The sequence below is a fragment of the Halopseudomonas nanhaiensis genome, assembly GCF_020025155.1.
Classification (GTDB): Bacteria; Pseudomonadota; Gammaproteobacteria; order Pseudomonadales; family Pseudomonadaceae; genus Halopseudomonas; species Halopseudomonas nanhaiensis.
In genome coordinates, this window is the sequence record NZ_CP073751.1 from 2,446,125 (window position 1) to 2,465,134 (window position 19,010).

The 19,010-nt window shown below is 63.3% G+C and carries 1 protein-coding gene; it reads right to left on the reverse strand.

Annotation, left to right across the window (positions count from 1 at the left end):
- Positions 1-16: 16 nt before the first annotated feature.
- A complete protein-coding gene (locus KEM63_RS11055; protein WP_223651632.1) occupies positions 17-18,955 on the reverse strand; it encodes a leukotoxin LktA family filamentous adhesin in 18,939 nt (6,312 codons plus the stop codon).
- Positions 18,956-19,010: the final 55 nt, after the last annotated feature.

The following is a 19,010-nucleotide window of genomic DNA, read 5'->3' on the forward strand; positions in this document are numbered from 1 at the left end:
GCCAATGTTTTACGCTTCAGATTCCCCACGTTTGTTGCTCTCCTTGAGCGGCCTGTTGAAAGGCCTGCCAGTCAGTATTCAGCGGGGCTACGGCTGGATCCTGGTCCTTGATGGTTGCCTTGGGTGTGACGTACCCGGCCGTCCGGTTCATCAGGTGGCCAAGCCGCAGACGCACGTTTTGCCGAGAGAGCAGGATGTCCGCGTGATCGGCCGAGGTAATCGCCTGGTAGTCCACACCACCGTCGACATGACCCTCGGCGAAGTTGGGCACACGAACCAGGTGCGTCGCGTTGCGGTGCAAGACATATCCATCGGTGTAGCTTTCGATGCCGTTCTGCTTGAGCCAGAACTTCTTGTCCATCTCATGCACCTGTACATCGGCAGTCAAGCGATGCGCCGGAGAGACGTTGTCCACGCTCACTACCGCCTGAGGCGTGGTCAGCAGCAGCACATCCACGTTGCGCGCGTCCACGAAATCGACCTGGCTTGCGGTGGTATCGAACTCCGTAAAGGCAGTATCCAGCAGGCTCACGACGATTTTCCGCGCGTCCAGCCCGGCGCGGAAGGTCTCTCCCGCCAACCCATTGTTGTTCAAGCCGGTTACGGTCAGGTCGAGTTGCCCTGCGCCAGTATGCTTGCCGACTAACTCGATGTGCTGTGCGTGCAGATCAGCCGATTCGCCAACCTGTGCATCCATCACCTTGATCAGGTTGCCGGAAAACAGGCTCAGCGTGGGTGCGACAGTCTGCTGCAGCACCAGCGACGCTGGCGTCGCGACTCCGTTGCGCCAGCCTGCGTTGGCGACAATACCCCGAGCGGCCTGGATGCTGCCGCCACGCGTGTCCAACAGGCTGTCCAGCAGCGCCTGCCCTTGTGTCAGCAGGCTGTCGAAGCCGATCCCGGCCCCGGCAGTCCATTGCTGATCGCCCTGGCTGACGCTGTTGCCGACGCGAATCGCGCCGAGTGCAAGAAGGTCAACGGTTTCAGCAGAATTGATGCTGCCGAAGGAGAGATTGTTTCCGTCAGCGACAACCTTGCCGTCCGCCGCCCGGACCAGTCCACTGGAAATGTTGCCCGTTGCATTGAGCAGAACATCTCCGCGCAGCGCCTGGCCCAGATAGGGCTGAGCGGTCGAGGTAATGCCGTTGCCGACAGTGATGTCGCCACCGTTGGCATTCAGACTGATGTTCCCACCCGCAGTGACGCTGTCATGGATGTTGATGTATTCCCCGGAGCGGATGCTGACATGACGGCCCGCCGTCACACCCTCGAGATCAACGCTGCCGCCGATAACGAAGGTCAGATCACGCCCGGCCTCGGCCGTGCCACCGACGTTGAGGTCCTGCCCAACGCCTACGACAAGGTCGCGTCCCGCCTTCAGCGAATAGGTGCCTCCAAAGCGAACGGTCGGCATGTTGAGATTACCGTTGGCAAGAATCGCAACGTCACGCTTGGCATCGACCAGCAGGCCAGTGATATTGCCGTTGCCTTCCGGCGCGGCGCCAGTGGCCTGCAGGTATACATCGGTACCGAGGCTCTGGGCGCGCCCGAAGAACAGATTCCGACCAATCATGCGCAGTTCACCAGCCGCCTCGGCGTTGCCGCCGAATACATCGCCGTCGGTCTGCACCAGCATATCTGCACCGGCTTGCAGGTGAGCCACGTCCAGCACACCCGCGGCGTTGGCATCCGCCAGTTGACCGAAGCGGATGGTGCCCAGCGAGCCTGCTTCGGTAGTCAACGCCATGTTGGCGCCGCTGCGACCGGTCAAGATGGTCAGATTTCCAGCGGTGTGAGCATCGAGCGTCGTGGCGGCCGAGACGTTACCCAGGTCAGCACTACGCGCGACCAGCTGTACCCACTGCTGACGGCTGTGGAGCTCATCCGCTGCGAACGAACCGGCCGCTTCGAGCGATAGCACGCCTGTGGTGCTCTCGAGCAACCCGAGCCGTGCACTGCCAACATCGAAACGGGCGTCGCCAGATACCTGGGCAAGCGCGCCTGACCAGTCGCCAGCGCCTGACACTGCGAGGCTTTCACCAATGTTCAGCTGCCGGTAGGACAGCGCCGTCCCGGCGCTGCCGGTATGTGTCAGGGAAGCGCGGCCCGAAACCCGAGCCAGATCGAGATCCAGAGGCCCTGCTACTGACAATGCAAGGTCGCCGCCCAGGTCCAGTGTGGTGATCTGCGCAGCAGATCCCAGATGCAGCTCTGCGTTGGCGGCGCCGACAAGCGACGTCAGACGCAGGTCACCGTCGATGTCGAACTGTGCGTGACCGCCCGCTACCAAGTGATCCAGTGCTGCCGACCCGCCTGCACTGATCACCATTGAGCTGCCACTGCGGCCATTGATGATCGTCATGTCACCGCCAGTCTGCAATTTCATCGAAGACGCGGCATCGACATTGGCGAGCGACGCGGTATCAGCGGTAACTGCAATATTTCCACGCCCGGTTCGCAGTGTTTGCCCAGTCAGCCGCCCATCGACTGTGAGCGTCAGCTCTCCTGCAGTACTTTCCAGCAATCCCAGTTCGGCGTTGCCCACGTCGAAGCTGATGTCACCTGCAACCCGCGCGGAATCGCCCGTCCAGTCACCGGCACCGGACACCGTAAGGGTCTGTCCTATAGCCAGCTCGCCATAGTGGAGAGACGTCCCGCTTGCGCCTACATGGCGCAGCGTTGCGTCACCGGCAACGGTGCCCTCGTTAAGCTCAAGCGCGCCGATGACCGACACCATCAGATCACCGCCAACATCGAGATGGTCGATCAGCCCAGCCGCACCCAGCGCCAGCTGCGCATCGCCACCCGAAGTCAGCGAACCGAGCTGTAGATCATTGCCTATATCGAGCCGGGATTGCGTTCCAACAATGAGCTGGCCGAGCGACGCAGCGCCGCGGACTTCAGCATCCAGCCAGCCGGCGCTGCTCAGGTTATCGACATCCGCATCGCCTGTTGCGCGGACCAGCACGTTTCCGGTTTGCGCGGTCACGCGCCCTGCAGTCAGGCTGCCCCCGCCGAAGCTCAATGAATTGCGAGCATCGAGCGTGCCGTAGTCAAGCTCGCCACCATCATTGATGAGTGAAACGCTGCCGGCCTGAGCCTGAATCAGGCTGCCCGACAGGTTCTGCGCATGGGTGAGATGGATGTCACCAGCCAACGCGCGGATTTCGGTCAGCTCGGGCAGATTGACCAGCAGCGAAGCTGCCGAGGTCCCGATGCCCAAGCCAGCCTCAATGATCGAACGGCCCGCAGCAGAGGCCAGCAGGTTGGTCTGGCCGTCCCCGTTGACCGTCAGCGATCCACCGGCTCTGAGGTTGAACAGATCAGTTGAGCCATCGCCCGTGTACTGCAGCTGGCCCAGCACCATATCGCCGTCGGTGCTCAGCGCGAGCGTGCCGGCCGCCTTCATCGTCGAACCGTGCGCCATGACAAGCGACGCCGCACTGAGGGTCAGATCGGCGCTCGCGCTCAGAGAATCCTGCAGGCTGACCGCACCCAGACCATTGACGAAGAGATCGCCGCCAGCCTGCGCCTGGCCGAGGGTCATGTCACCGTCTGCATTCAGCGTCAGGTCGCCGCCGGCAGTGGCTGACTGCACCAGCAGCTCGGCAAGCGAGGCAATGCTCAGCGCACCCGTTGCAGAAACCTGAGAGACCGACAGCGCCTTGCCGCTGGTCAGCGATACGTCCCCACCCGCCTGCGCCGACACCCGCCCGCTGCTGGCCGACTCAAGTTCGACCTGCAGAGCTCCGTTGAGGCTACGGATGTCGTCACGGGCGAAAAGGTTGATGTTGCGGCCACTGATTGCCAGACCGTCGAATTGACCCAGCATGCTTCCAGCGAGCGCGTCCAGATGGATGTCGCCTACCGCGAATACCTGTCCAAGGCGGAAGTCCCCATTGGTCCAGCGCAGCGCCACATCCTGGCCGGCAGAAGCAGCCAGCAGACGCCCGCCCACATCCAGCGTAAGCATATTGCTCACCGCGTCGGCGGTACCAAGGCTACCTGTACCGGCAAGCAGCGTGATGTCCTGTCCGACGGTGAAGCTGCCTGGGGCGCCAGAGGCGGCGAGAATGCTGCCCGCAGCCGCGAGCCGGGCATTGTCGGCGACATTCACCGAACCCACCTTCAGATCACCGGCTGATTGCAGGTACATCGAGCCGCCAACCGTCGCATCGAATCGATCGGATGCTGCGACATAAAACGGCAGCGTACGGTTCACGGTGAGGCTGACTATGTCACCGCCTGCATTGCGATTGAGAACCACATCACCCGGCGCGTTGGCCACTGCCAGCGCCGCCGCTTCCTGAGCGGTAAGGTCGCCGGAACGCAGCTTCGCGGCGTCAATCGTCAGGCTGTCCGCCAGCTGCCCGATGCTCTTGCCGACCTGGACCGTCACGGTGCGACCGGACAGGTTCGGGTCAGCCGAGCCAACCGCCGTACCCGACGCCGGGCCCAGGGCGGTCTTGTCGATAGCGTAGCGAAGCTCGCCTTCCGTCCAGATGGCATTTTCAGTGAGTTGCCGCACCTGCTCCGCCGAAGCGGTGTAGGCAAAAGCGGTATCGAAGCTCTGAAATTCGGCTCGCTGCCGCCAGTTCGCATCAACCTTCGCCGTGAAGAAACCTTCCAGCTCGGCGTACCGTCCGGCAGCGTAGTCCGCGACCTGCTGATCGGTCAGGCCGGTCTCGCCGAGACGCAACTCCGCAAGTGGACGCAGGAATGCCAGGTTGGCGGCGTCGAGTTCGAAAACGCCGTTACTCACGATACCCAGCGCGGAAAGGCGCCAGAACTCGCGGTAGCTGGCATTAACCTGATCTTCGAACGGCTGCACCGAGGTGCGATAGATATTCGCCTGAGCCCCGAAGCTTTCGGTAAGACTCAGCTTCTGCCAGACCGCTTCGCGCTGCGTGTCATCAAGCGTGTCGGAAGCCAGCCTGCGACCGGCGTCGTACAGCGAGCCATTTTCCACCTTGAGCCATACATTGCCGGTTTCCGATGCGATCTTGCCAGCCCAGGTGTCGCCCGTAATCTCGTGAAGGAAGATGTCACGGTTAGCCGTCACATTGACCACCCCGTGAGTACTACTGGAATTCGCGCTGTAGACTTCCTTGGCGTGGATACGAAGCGCCCTGCCGCTCTCGCCGACGCTACCGCTGGTGCTCGTCAGGTCGATGTTGCGACCGACGACATGTGCGTCGGTCGCGGCCAGGTTCTGGCTGGCGAACAGGTTGCCAAGGCTGCGAATGACCACGTCACCGGTGCCGTCGCCCGCGTTGATCTGGCGGACCAGGGCATCCGATCCCAACTGGATATTGATGCCCATCGCGCCCGATTTGGCGAGCAATGATCCGCCTGCGGCCAGGCTGGCCTGCAGCGCGCTGGCTGCGTTACCAATCGCCCCGCCCGCTGTCAGCGCCACGTCCTTGGCGAATATGTTCGCCTCAGGCATGTTGAGGATGCTGCCGCCGGCCGTCAGCGTGGTGGTGCCGCCCGGGTTGTTCAGCTTGCCGCCGAGCAACAGATCATTGGTCGTGGATGCATTGATCGAACCCGTAGCATTGCCGATAAAGGCGATCTGGAACGGATTGTCCGCCTTGACCGAATGACTGACGGTGATCGACGCCCACTCAGGGAAGCGATAGGTCCAGTTGGAATAGAACTCGCCCTTGCGCGCATGATCGGCCGGGTACTGTCCGCTGGCCTTGAAGTCCCAGTTGCAGTTCGACCCGATGCTGTCGTCGCAACCATGGTAATTGACACCCTGGCGGAATTCGGAGCCCAGCGAGCCGCTGATGTTTTGCTCGTAAACGCCCTGGCCAGCATTGCCTTGCACCACCGAACCGGCGTTCAGCTGCCACGGATCGTTTGGCTGAGGATAGGACCAGACCCAGTCACTTGACGAAATGCTGTTCTCGGTCCGCTCGATCTGACGCTGCAGGGTAGCCGTTTGCGACCACTGATAGCGCAGGTTGGCGCTTGGATTATAGGTAGCGCTGTTTGCCCCGCTGCTGCTGACAAGATATGCGCTGGAGATCGAGCTGCCACCGTTGCGATTGTCGAAGATCGACAGCCCGCTGCCCTGCGTGTGCACATACCAGGTCGTTGCCGGTTGACCATAAGCTGGCGACTTGAAGGTGTCGACAATCTGCACGATGCCGACCGAACCGGCACCGGTATCGATATTGCCCAGCTGCAGCTGGGCGCTGGACAGATTGTTTACGCTGACCTGGCCGTAGCCGTTGTTGACTTCGATACGACCGAGCGGATTGGTACTGATGATCCCGCCTTTCATATAGACGAAGCCACCGCCCGATGCATTGACGTCATCGACCAGAATGCGCTGGTTGACGAAGTCGTACTTGGCATTGATCAGCTTGCTGCCGCCGCTGGCGCTCAGATACTCGACCGGAATATCTACTGCGGTGACGCAGGTGTTCGTGGCGCAGTGATGGCTGGCCAGCCAGGTATCCAGACTGGCACCGACTGTGATCGATCGGTTGGTCGCCAGGCCACTGGAGATGGTGCCGTTGATATCGATGTACTTGGCCTGGATACCCACCTGGCCGCCCACGATGCGCTTGCTCGCCGCGCTGCCGCTCAGGTCGGCCATCTCGTAATTGGCCGCGCTCTTGTGCAGACTCAGGACCGGGATGACCGGCATCCAGGAGTCGGCATTGCTTATACCGCGGAACTGGACGGCGAAGCCCGTATACGATTTGGCCGTACCCTCGTTGCAGTTGGCTCCGGCGCTCAGCGAAGCCGGGAGGCAGGCGCCGAACAGCACCACGCTACTGCCGGACGCATTGCCGTAAATGGGACCCTGCAGCAACACCCCGGAGTTGTTGACCAGCAATGCGCCGGGGCCGTACACGTAGTTGGCGACCAATTGAATAGCATAGTTGGCAGAGCCCGGCACCCCCGCGAAGTTCTTCCACTCCGACAACGGGTTGCCGCCTACCGGCCAGTAGTCGTTAGGCTGGAATACCGACATCGAGCCTTCGGGCACTTCCACGAGCACTTGCTGACCATAGGTGGAGCCGAACTGGCCCAGCGAGCCCTTCGCGTTGGAAATGTGAATCAGGCCGCCAAGGTTGTAGAGATCCCCGGTGAGGAAGATCGCGGGACCATAACTGACGTTACCCGACGAGCCAGCGTAGCTGTTGTCGATACGGATTGACGCGCGACGGTCGGCGTTGACCTGATTGATAGTCGCCCCGGCAAACTGCGCTGCCCCGGCACCGCCGGTGAACAGCACGCGTCCGCCCGGCTGGTCAGGGATCAGGGCATCGCCAACCAGCAGATATTTGCTGCTACGGTTGATCACCTCGATCTTCGGCCCGCCGTTAGCCGTCAGCGTGGCGTTGCCCGCAAGACGATCGGCGTTGATGGTGATGTTGCCGCCCGCCGCCAGCATTGGCCCCAGCGCAATAGCGCCGGTGACACTGTTGGCGATGGTATTTCCGAGGATGCGCTTGGTGACCTCGTCCATGCCTGGAATCGAATTGAGGAACTGGGTCGGGTTGAAGCTCGCCTCATTCACCCACAGCACCGGCAACCCGGCGTTCTGGGTAAGGTTGCCACTGGCATCGATGTTAATGAGCAGCTCGTTGTACCGACCGGCCAGGAAGTTGCCGTTCAGGGTTGCCGCACTGTCCTTGAGCACATTGGAACGGCTGTCGCGGCTCGTCACCGGAATGAAGCCCAGCTGGTAGCCACGAGCCTCGCCGTCAGCGCCCGCATGATTGATGCCGTTGTAGCCGCCGACCGTGATATTGCGCGCCGCCAGCACGTTGGCGTTCGCCTTGACCATGACATTGGCGCTATTGACGATGTAGGACTCGGCGGTGGCGTCCGGAATGGCGATGATTCCACGCACCACGCTGTGCGCCACTGCGTTACTATTGATCCGGGTTTGCCACAGGCCTTCCGGGTCGCGTCCGGCGGACAGCTCGATGTTGGAAAGCGCCGAGAGGTCTGCCCCGTCGCCGACTTCAACGGTCTGGTTACTGACGACAGTGGATTTCGCCTTGGCCACCGCGATACCCGCTGCGCCCCAGGTGCTGGCTAGCGCATCGATGGACGCGGCCGAGATCGTATAGGTCCCCAGACCGAGCTGGCCGAATGAGGTCAGCTGAGCGTTGTTGCCCACGCGGACGTGATTGGTCAGTGCCGCGGTGTGAGTGTTTTCCACGCCACCGCCAGCCAGCAGGCCCCCGGTGCTGAGGGTGATTTCTTCGTCCACTTCGTGCCGCGTGAAGGCGCGAGCAATCAACTTGCCCGGAGCATTCTGGGCCCCTGCGCCTGCCAGCAGCGCCGCGTTCTCGCCGATATCGACGAGGGTGTCGGAGGTGACTGTGGTGGTGTTGAACACCGCCTGACCGCTGATGACGCCGCCGCCCGCTCCAGAGGCCGCCTCGCCCAGATGTCGACTGAAGATATTGCTGTTGGCGCTGAGCAGTACGTCGTTATCGGCGTAGAGCTTGGCGTCACGGCCGACGGAGGCCTTGCTGTTCGTGGTGATGTAGTTCTTCGACGCGGCTCCGCTCGCGCCGGCCAGTGCGGCGTTGACCGAATCGGCGTGCGTGCCGTAGAGCGCGGTGTACTTGGAGGTCAGTGCCAGACTGAGCATGGCGACGTCCACGGCCTGACCAATTTCCGCGTGGGTGGTGCCATGGGTACGCGTAATCGCCACAGAAGCGTTGCCCGCGACCAGCCCGCCGCTTCCGGCGACGCTCTTCGCCTGATTGATGTCTTCACCTATGGCGGTCACGATCAAGTCGTCAACCAACGACCCTCGATTGCGATCGTTCGCACGGTCGCCCAGCTTGGCATGCGTGACAGTCGTGGATTTCGCTTCCGCCACCGAGGCGCCGACTGCCAGACCGCCCACGGCGATGCCCAGTGCGTCGGCGTACTGCTGCGTGCGGCTTGACGCGTTGATTTCGACGCGACCGGAGGGCAGTTTGAGATCCGTTCCGGTGGTGGCATAGACCTGTGAGGCGTTGATCGCCTCGGCCACCGTACCGTTGGCGCTGAAATAGATTCCGCCACTCCCTGCGACCGCTTCGGCGCGAACAGTTGCCCGATTCGGATCGATCTCCGTGCCGGAGCGGTTGTTCTCCAGCCCAGCCAGCACGGTCAGACCACCGCTGCCCTGCACGTCAACGAAATTGCCCAGCGCAGCGTTGACCAGGGTGGACGCCTCGGCCCGGGCATAGGATGCACCGACCCCTGCACCGCCGCCGACCGTGGCGCCGATCGCGCTGGCGTATACCTCCGGCAGTGCACTGGCCTTGACCAATACCCCGGCGCTACGGCCGTGAAGCAGCACATTGTCGCCAACCCGCGTTTGAACGCTGGTGCCGTCCAGCGCAACCGATACGACGGCAGTGCCGGCCCCCAACAGACCGCCGGCGGCGCCAATGCTCTGCACTGAACTGCCACCGAGTCCCTTCGCTTCCAGCTCGATGCCGGTAGCCGTCAGTCGAGAGCTGTCGGCTACCGCAACGCCTACTCCGCTGTTGCGGATGCCGGTGCCGACCACGATGCCCACCGCAGCAGCACCCACCGCCGCGCCGTTGGCATAGACCGAGAGATCCAGATCATCCTGCGCCAACGCGTCGAGCTTGCCGCTGTAGGTCTGCACTCCGCCCAGACTGACGCCGACGATATTGTTCATCTCCGCCACCGACACTGCCGCGCCAAGCCCGACGCCAAAACCTCCTGCGCCGGTGTAGGTCTCGACCTTCACCGCCGGTTTGGTTGCATCGAGCGCACCGGACAGAGCGTTGATGGTCAGCGAGCCGGCGTTGACCAGACCGTTGACTTCAGCATTGACGCGCGAGTTGGACAACGTATAGGCCACGGCGGCGCCCACCGCCGCGGTGCCGGAGAGCTGTGCCGAGCCGGCCAGATTGCGCGTCGCCAGATAGTCCGCAGCCTCGACCTTCACCGCGCCCTGGGCATCGAGTCGCCCGCCCGAGACCCGAGCCAGCGTTTCATGCTTGTAGGTGGTCCCGCTCTTGAGTCGGTCGCCGGCAGCACCGACATTGCCACTGGCGTTGACGGTGACGATGTCGCCAGCATTGCTGCGAGTGACCAGGACGTACTCGCCGGTATCGGCATCCAGCACCATGGTCTGGTATTCGGTAGCTTCGGCGTCGCGATCGGTGAAGCTGTTGACCATCGACAGCGTGCCATTACCGTCCTTATCCAGCTCGCTCATCGGATCCGACCCATCAACCGCAGTCGCACCGGACCCGAGCAGCAGCAAGCCGACGCTACCACCGAGGGCAGCGCTGCCGCCGACGCCACCGGTGACGGTATAGAGCTGGACATCGGTGTCGCGACGGGCCAGCACATCGGCCTTGCCCGCGGTATAGATCTGGCTGTCGAGCACCATCGCGCGGGTGGCGTTGTTGGCGACCAGCACGTTTGCGCTAGCCCCCAGGGACACGCCGCCCACCGCAGCGGAGCCAGCATTGCTCAGAGCGATCAGCTTGTCATAGGCATCGATGCTGAGGCTGGCAGCACGCGCGCCCGCACTGCCCAGATCCAGCTTGCCGGCACCGGCTTCAGTGACGTTCTCCACAACGAAAACGTTGACCGAACCTGCCATGGCCGCACCACCACCGCTGGCACTGATGCTGTTGCCCAGTATCCGGGTAACGCTGTCAGCTTCGACGTTTACGGCTCCGGCCGTGATGACGCGCGTCCTTCCTTCGGTACTGCCGTCCTGCGCGCCAAGCCAGGCGCGGACCGTACTGCCGTTGTAACCGAAGGCCACACCCGCACCGCCGGCTACCGCGCCGCCGCTGGCAGTATTCGCACTTGGCGCCAGTGAATTGATCGCAGACGCGTCGAGTGACAGGCTGCCCACGGTCAGTTGGCTAGCACGGTCAACCAGCGCCTCGGTGTTGTTCTCCAGCACCAGAATGCTGCCACTGCCCGCCAGACCCACTATCGCGCCGGCAGCGCTGACCACGATGCTGCTGGCCGCCTGCGTCGACGCGGCCTCGACATCCGTTGCGCCGCGACTGGTCAAGGTTGCTCCACGCACCCGCGCGGTGACATCGCGGCTCATGACACCGCTGTCCACGGTGACCGCGCCAGCAAACGCACCCAGCGACAACGCACCGTTGAGCACGCCACCGAAGGTGTAGCTATGGCTGTAGGCACCCAGGCTTACCTGTTGCGCCGCGTCGGCACCGACATTGTCCTGGTTGATCTGCGCCTGATCGATCGCAGCCAGCGTGGAGCCGCCCAGTACACTGGTGTTGTTGAGGCCGGACACTGCGCCGCTGTACAGCGGAACCAGAGCCACGGCCGCGCTGGCGCTGACCTGTCCGACCTGCTGCAGGGAGGTGGCGCGCACAGCCAGTCCGCGCACGGTTTCGCTACCGGTGCTCAGGTCGAGTTCCGGATTGAATTGCTCGGCATCAGCCCAGGCGTCCGGGTCTGGCGCGTTGCTAACCGTACCGTTGTCCACGCTTGCACCGGCCCCTTTGGCAAGGGCTGTGACGCGCGTGGTCGTCCCGCGAATCGCCGCTTCGGTGGAGCTCTGAATCAGGTTTACGCTGGCCAGGCCGCCGACCGCCGCATTGCCGCTACCGGCGACGATGCCGCCATAGGAGTTGATCACGTCGCGGTTGAGCGCAGTGACGATGACATTGTTCTGCGCGACCACCCGAGCGCCATCATCAATCAATGCACGCGTCGCGGTGTTCAACAGGCTGGTCGACACCCCTACGTTGACCGCCACGGTGCCCGAGAAACCCGCCGAAACCGATGCTGTGCGGATCGCTGCATCCGACTCGGCCTGGACCGCCAGATCGGCCAGGCTGAACCCGACGCCAGCGCGGTTGCCGCTGAGCTGGGCCTGGATGTCGTTGTTGATACGGTTGACCGCGCTAGCGACGCCCACTGCCACGTTCCCCGCAGCGGCTACACCACCGGCGAGGGAGTTGATGGCCGATGCGTCGCGCGCCTTGATGTGCATGGCGCCAGCCGAGCCGCGGCTGCCTGTGACCCGGGCATAAGTCTTGGCATCGATGTTATTGCTGGTGTTGGAGAACACCGCGGCGCCAGCGCCAGCGCCAGCGCCACTCAGGGCTAGCGTGTCGATTCGCGCCGTGGTCAGCGCTTCGACACGCGCCGAGGCCCCGCTCGCAAGGCTGAGAACGCTGTCGTTCACCAGTGCCTGGCGGGTCTGGGCGACGGTACTGACCGCCACCGCACCTGCTCCGGCACCGCTACCGCCACCCTGGACGTTACCAGCCAGGGTCTTTATATCGGCCTCGCCGTGAGTGACTTCAACGGTCAACCCGGTGGCGCCACTGACGGTGACTCCGTCAAGCCGCGCCGTTTCTTCGCCCTCGACCACATTGACTGCCACCGACGCGCCGACCGCGGCGGTACCTGCGCCGCCGCCGCCCAGGGCAGCCGAGCGAATCAGCGCATCGCCGCCGCTGGCAACATTCAGCGCACCGGTCATATTCAGCGTCGATGCCTGGATCTCGGCGACGCGTTTGGCCAGGATGATGTTGTTGACGTTGGCGGCACCCACAGCAACGGTACCAGCGCCGTTGACGACCGCGCCCAGACCCCAGATGGTGCGCTTGCCCTGCGCGGCCGTCACATCGAGGCTGCCGACGGTGAGTACGCTGTTCTCGATAGCGGCGCGTTCGGTACCGGCGAGAATATTGGTTGTGGTAGCGCCGTTCACCGCCACGGTTCCGGCTCCGCCGCCGGCCACTGCAATCGAATAGATCGCCTGCTCGACACCGCTCTTCAGGTTGACGTCGGAAAAATCGGTGATGCTACTGCCGCTGATCAGCGCCGTACGGTCGGCTGCGATGCGGTTGACCGAAGCGGCCAGGCCGACCGCCGCGGTTCCGCCGCCGGTGACCGAGCCGGCGAGCGAAGCGATGGTCAGACCGTTACCAGCGCTGGCGTCCAGATCCAGGGCCTGGCCCGTTCCGGTGGCGATGAGGGTCGAATTTTCGATCACCACGGCGTCAGAACCGTTGATGTTGTTTGCAGCGAAGGAGCCACCAACACCGGCAGTCCCGCCACCGGCTGCGTCGATACCGATGCTCCATATCTCACCGTCCAGTGCGGACGTCATGCTCGCATCACCCGACAGGTTGACCGTACTGCCTGCCAGCTTCGCCGAGCGCTCTGCATCGATCAGGTTGACCGCTACACCGGCGCCTACACCCGCCGTGCCGCCGCCGGCGGCCAGGTTGAACGCCAGCGACCAGATGCTCGCGCCCAGATTGGGCTGGCTGGCGGAGATCGTCATATCGTTCGCGGTAAGTGCGGCGCTCTGCAGCAGCGCGTGGGTGGTGTCAGCGATACGATTGTATGTGAATGCCGCGCCGACCCCCGTACCGCTCGCCGACACGGCCCCGGACAGGGCGGCGGTGATGATGCGGCTCTGCTGCGCAGCACTCAGCGTTGCATCGCCAGTCAGCGCGTAGGTGCCATTGGTTATGGCTGCGGTGGCCGACTGCTCCATGTCGTTGATACTGATGGCCGCACCCACTGCAGCGGTGTTGGTGCTGCCCGAAATGCTGCCTGCCAGCGAATAGAACCCGCCTGTCTTCAAGGCCTGTACCACAAGATCGTCCGCCTTGAGTGTACGACCGGTCATGTCCAGGTTCGCGCTGACGGTACCGCGGCCGACCAGGGCCGCGGCCGAACCGGCCACCGACACATTCTGCGCCCCGGCTGCGCCGATCGCGGCGGCGAGCACGTCGGTCTCGTTCCGCGCGGCGATGTTCAGGTCGCCCGTCAGGTTGATGTCGGTGTTGGCCACACTGGCTGCGTACTCGCTGCCTGTGTAGACCACGCCGAAGGCGCCGCCGACGCCGGCCTTGCCGCCTGTGGCGCCGAGCGCCCCGGCGATGCCCAGAATCGCTTCGCCGGCAATGGAGCCGTTGTCGAAGAGATTGTGCGTGGTCGTCTCGGCCGTCGCCGAGCCTTCACCGGCGTTGGTATCGACCCCGTCTTCCTTGAACAGACCATCGTTGGTTTCAGCCTTGACGTCGATGTCGGCAGTGGTGCTGGTGCCGTCAAGGTCGAGACCGGCCTCGGCCGTCGTGGTGCCCGCCGCGGTATCGTGGCTGAACACGCCATCCAGCGCGTCCATACCCGGCACGCTGGCCGCCGCAACCGTCACGGCGCCGCCGGTCAGGGACGAATCGCGATTGTCGGTTTCGTCTACTGTGGCCTTGACCTGGTTATTCATGACCACCACGAACACCGAGCCAGCACCCGCACCGCTTTCCTGGCCAGTGCTGACCGCAACGCCCAGAGCGCCGGCCAGTACGCGTGAGGCACTATTGGCCTTCACGTCCAGAGTCGCAAAGTCGCTGGCCGTGCTGCCCAGCCATTCGGCTTCGAGCTGATTGCCCATGACGCCAACAACGAACGAGCCGCCGCCGCTGCCACCCTTGTCCTTGCTGAAGGCGAAGGAGCCACCGCCCAGCAGAGAACGCGAACGGTCATAGGCGTTGACGCCGATGCTGCCCGGCGCCGCGGCACGCTGATTGATCACGGCGTCGATGACGCTGGCACGGGTCTGGTTTTCGAACACACCAGCCGAACCCGACAGCGCTACAGCGACGTTGGTCTCGCCCTGAGTGGCAGCGGCAAGGCCGAGCCCGAGCGCGATCTGATCGCCACTGCTGGCAGCGGTAACATCAAGCCGGTCGTTGGCCCTGAATGTCACGCGTGCGACCTGCGCCTCGGTGATGTTCTTCAGGTGGTTGTAGGCCATGGCGCCAGCGAGTGCCGAGCTGTGCTTGCTCTTGTCGCCGCCGGACAGCGTCAGGGCTCCAGCTCCGGAACCGCTGAACTGGTGGGTCTGGTTCAGCGAAAGGACATCGACCTCGCTACCCTGCCCGGCATCGCGCGGGTCGAGCACGATATCGCCGAGATGCGCGCGGTTCTTCTGCGCCGACACGTTGACGCTGGCAGAGGCTGCCGCCGCCAGGCTGAAGCCCTCGGCCGGATTATTGCTGCCATCCTGATTGCCGGAACTGCTGCCGCTGAACAGGTTCTGCACCTTGGTCCAGTACTCGGACAGCTTGTCCATGGCGGCGTCGCCGGCACCCGCGGCCTTGGTCTTGGCACTGCTGACTTCGCCAGTGATCAAGGCCAGGCCGTTGGTCAGCGACATCTTGATCGCTTCGCCCAGGCTACCCGCCTTGTCCTGCGCACCCTTGTCAGCGCCGCCGCTCTGCTGAGCGACCTGATCCTGCTGCTGCTGTTCCTGCTCGGAACGCGACAGCGCACCGGCGATGGCGAAAGCACCACTCTGGCCGGAGCTGTGTGCGCTGAGATCCAGATCGTTGACCAGCCAGGCACCGCGACTGGCAGCGTCGAGGCCGTCCCCCATCGACTCGGGACGCCAGTTGTTCACGTCGCTGGTGCGAGCGTTGTTGTCTCCGATCAGAGCGTAGACGTCAGTGTTGACGACGTTCACCGCAACCCCAACGCCAACGCCGACGTTTTCCGAGGCGGCAATGGCGCCGGAAGCGCTCCACAGACCCAATTGATGCTCGGCCTCGACGTTGACACGATCAGCGGTTACGTCAGTACTGTTATGGATCGAGGCATGCGCGCTGCCGTCCATCACACTGACCACCACCGAACCGTTGCCGGCCACGCTGGCACCCTTGCCTGCAGACGGGCTGACCCCAATGATCAAATCGTCCTGCAAAGCGCTGACATCCACCGCCTCCGCGGTGATGGTGCCGTTTGCGCCGATACCGGCAACGGCACGGTTGTTCATCAACTGCAGGTTCAGGCCCGCCCCGACTGCACCGCCATCATTGCCCTGAAGGCCGAACAGAGCGTCGAAGTTGCCGGCGATTGCCAGCTGTTCGAGCTGGTTCTCCGCGTGCACGGCAAGCGGTGCGTTCCAGTCCATGCTCACGGCGCGCAAGGCGTTGCGCCGCGCTTCGAGCACGGCTGTGCTGTCGATCGCCGGGAACAGATCCTCGAATACATTGTTCGACCAGGCGGCATCGTCAGCCGAGGTCGCGGTGAGAGTGGCGTTATCGCCTATCCAGGCCGTGGTGTCGATCGTGTTGCGCAATACAGACAGCGAGCCGGCCATGCCCAGTTTGTCAGCCTCACCGGTGGAGTTGGCATACTGGGTAGCGATCTTGCCCACCACAGCATTGGGCCCGCCCGCGAGCAGCTTGAGGTTGGCATAGACGTTTTTCAGCGATGCCCAGCGATCCAGGCCAAGCAGCCCGATCGGCTGCCGGTATTCGGCCCCGACGCCGATACGACCGGCAGTGACGGTGGTGCCATCACCAACCAGAGCATGCGTCTTGCTGTCGAGCTCGGTATAGACCGCCGCTACGCTAAGGCTGACCGCAGCGCCGTCGGTGGTTCCGTCGTCGCGCTTGGCCGAGGCATTGACCTTGCTCTGGGCGCTGTTGTGCAGGTTCTTCTGATCCTGCCAGGCCTGCACGGCGACATCACCGGTCACATCGATATTCGGCGCCGATCCACCCTTGCCAAGCACTGCCTCGACCTCGTGATCGGCCAGCGTAATGCCCAGTGCCGAGGCCAGACGGAACTTGCTGTCAGTCGCTTCAGGCGTCGTCTCCGCGCTGGGTGCGATACCAAAGAAGTTCTTGACGGCGGTGCCGACGTAGTCGGTAACCGGTTTTGCAACCTGTTCCTTGGCCCTGGCCTTCAACTTGTCCAGGTAGCCGGGCACGGCGGCGCCGGCGGATACCGTCACGGAACTGATCTGGCGGGACACCACGTTGGCTGCGGTCAGCTTGAGATCGCGAGCGCCGACAAGGTCGGCATTGAATTCTGCGCGAGTCTTGCTTTTCAGAATCGAAATGCCGATTGCCGGGCCGCCCGTGGCGCCCTCACCGCTGGCCTTGAAACTGACGTCGTTCTCGATGCTCTGCTCGGTCAGGGCGGCCACATCGACATCCCGTCCGGCCGTAACATTCGCCCCGTCGGCGACGATGACGCTGGTCTCGATATCGCTCATCGCCATACCGAAGCCCAGACCCATGGTCTTGAGCGCATTGCCATTGCCATCGACGCTGTTCTCGGCGGCAGCAGTGACGTTCAGCGTGTTGTCGCTGTGTGCGGCGAGTGCCATGTCCCGGCCGGCGTTCAGTGTGGCGCCGGATGCAACCTTGACCTGCGTCAGGCCGGATATCTGCCCGTACGCGGCGTCGAAACCGAAGGGTATCTTCGAGCCCAGCACCGGGATGCTCCAGGTGGAGCTGTCCACGTTGCGGTTGCTCAGCGCCCAGATGTCCAGGTCATTACCGGCGTCGATGTCGGCGGTTGCACCGATATCCACGGTCGCGTCTGCCTGCGCAATGTAAGCCGAGAGATTCGGCACGAGCATGGTCAGCTCGGTGAAATTGGTCGGAGTCGAGAGAAAGGCGTTGGTATCGGTCGTGCCGGCGTAGGCTTTGATCGGCTCATACAGGGTGTCGAGGATGTTTGCCCATGTCTCCTCCTCGGTCCAGTTGTTCAGCTGGGCGAGTCTGGCAATATCCTGCTTCATGCCATAGCTGTTGAGGATCATGCCGAGCATATCCCGCGAGACACCAGATCGCGCGTCTGCGGCGATGGCTATGTCGCGTCCGCTGACGGACCCGTCGATATCGATGCTGGCCGTGGCCTTGGCGTAGCCCGCCATCTGCCGATTGACGGCGTAGGCCTGAATGCTGACGTCGCCCGCCTTGGTCGCATCGGTATGGCCAGCGTCCAGGGAGGCGTTTTCCCCGATCACCACTTCAGCGGTACCAAGATTGGCTGACAGCCACGGATTGGCCTGTGTGGCCAGTCCGGATTTCAGCTGATCCAGGGTTTCAGGCGTCGCGGCCTCGTCGCAGAAGGTGCAGCTGATGTCGCTGAGGGCGTGAACATTGATCGCGCCGGACTCACCGGCACCCGTCGCCCGGGTCACGACCCGGGCATTGTCCTGCAGTTTGATCGACGGCGCCTCGATGGTAACGTCACCGCTGTTCTTGCCGGCCTTGCCGCTCGTGGCGATTTGCGCGTCGCCCTTGAGGACCACCGACTTGCGTCCAGCTATCTGCACATTCGCGCCGCTGTCGTCACTCATCAGCGCCGCGAGTTCGCCGGAAATCTCCACGCCGTTGCTGGCGGTAATGACGATGGCACCATTCTGCCGGGAGACACCGTCACCAATGGCTACGCCGTCGGTATTGACCGTGCTGTTGAACACCGCCCGCGCCGCATCGGTGCCGGCCTCAAGATGCGCAGTAGCTCCCACCAGCACGGAAGCACCGTGAAGATTGATCGAGCCATTGGTATTGATCATGCCCTGAATGACGATGGCGTTGCTGCCGTCAGCGGCCAGATCCGCCATAGGTACATCGCCCGTCACCAGCTTGTCGACGTATTCATCCGCCGCGCTGGCCGAGGACAATCCACTGGTCGCATGATGGAGCATCTCGTCCATCGCAGCGGCGCTGGGCGTGCTGACCGTCAGGCTGCCGACATTGACCACGCCGCTGCTGCCGACCACCACACCATGCGGATCAGCGAAGATGATGTGTCCGCCAATCTTGCCGCCCTTGAGCCCGTTGAGCGTGCCATTGATGACGGTGCGGGAATCATGGACGAGGTTGACCAGATGGCTCGCCGCACCCGGCACATGCAGATTGACGGTGTTGCCCTGGTCGAGTTCGAAATGGTGGAAAGAGTTGAAGCCGGCCTTGCCGCGAACCGTTCCGGTGGTGATGTCGGTAACCGACCCGGACACCGCTATATCGGTAGCCGTTCGGCCATCATCGACAATGTTGTTGGCGTATGACCAACCGGGCATCAGGCCCGATGCAATCATCAGCGCGGTAAGGGGGTGGCGAGTGAATGGTTTGGAAGAACCGTATCCCTTACGGCCGCCCTGGACGGACGAATTGCGCGCACGCATGTCAACCTCACTGTCAACTTAGAGTTCCGATCGCGCACTCTAAACCGTCAATGAG